Below are 865 nucleotides of genomic sequence, written 5' to 3'. Positions count from 1 at the left end.
CTGCTGCGGCACCACGCCGGAGCACATCGCGGCCATGAGCAACGCCGTGGCCGGCCTGCCGCCGCGCAGGCTGCCCGAGCTGCCCGTTGCCTGTCGTCTTGCTGGCCTTGAGCCGTTGACCATCGGCGACGACAGCCTGTTTGTGAACGTCGGCGAGCGTACTAACGTTACCGGGTCCGCTAAGTTCAAGCGTCTGATTAAAGAAGAGAAGTACAGCGAAGCGCTGGACGTTGCCCGACAGCAGGTGGAAAGCGGCGCGCAGATTATCGATATCAACATGGACGAAGGGATGCTCGACGCCGAAGCGGCGATGGTGCGTTTCCTCAACCTGATCGCCGGCGAGCCGGACATCGCCCGCGTGCCGATCATGATCGACTCCTCCAAATGGGAGGTCATCGAAAAAGGGCTGAAGTGCATCCAGGGCAAAGGCATCGTTAACTCCATCTCGATGAAGGAGGGCGTGGATACCTTTATCCACCACGCGAAGCGGGTGCGCCGCTACGGTGCCGCCGTAGTCGTGATGGCCTTTGATGAGGTCGGCCAGGCCGATACCCGCGAGCGTAAAATTGAAATTTGCCGCCGCGCGTACAACATTCTCACCGAAGAGGTGGGCTTCCCGCCGGAAGACATCATCTTTGACCCGAATATTTTCGCCGTGGCGACCGGCATCGAAGAGCACAACAACTATGCTCAGGACTTTATCGGCGCCTGTGAAGACATCAAGCGCGAGCTGCCGCATGCGCTAATTTCCGGCGGCGTGTCGAACGTATCGTTCTCGTTCCGCGGCAACGACCCGGTGCGCGAGGCCATCCACGCGGTGTTCCTCTACTATGCCATCCGCAACGGCATGGACATGGGCATCGTC

1 protein-coding gene is annotated in these 865 nt (G+C 60.2%); it reads left to right on the top strand.

Annotation, left to right across the window (positions count from 1 at the left end; translation table 11 throughout):
- On the top strand, nt 1-865 hold an 865-nt coding region (locus tag QMM04_RS22830; RefSeq protein ID WP_282997156.1), incomplete at both ends, for a dihydropteroate synthase.

Source organism: Pantoea sp. Pa-EAmG, from assembly GCF_030024295.1.
Lineage (GTDB): Bacteria > Pseudomonadota > Gammaproteobacteria > Enterobacterales > Enterobacteriaceae > Pantoea > Pantoea dispersa.
Note: the sequence above shows the minus strand (reverse complement) of the source record. Positions and strands in the feature narration are given on the sequence as shown.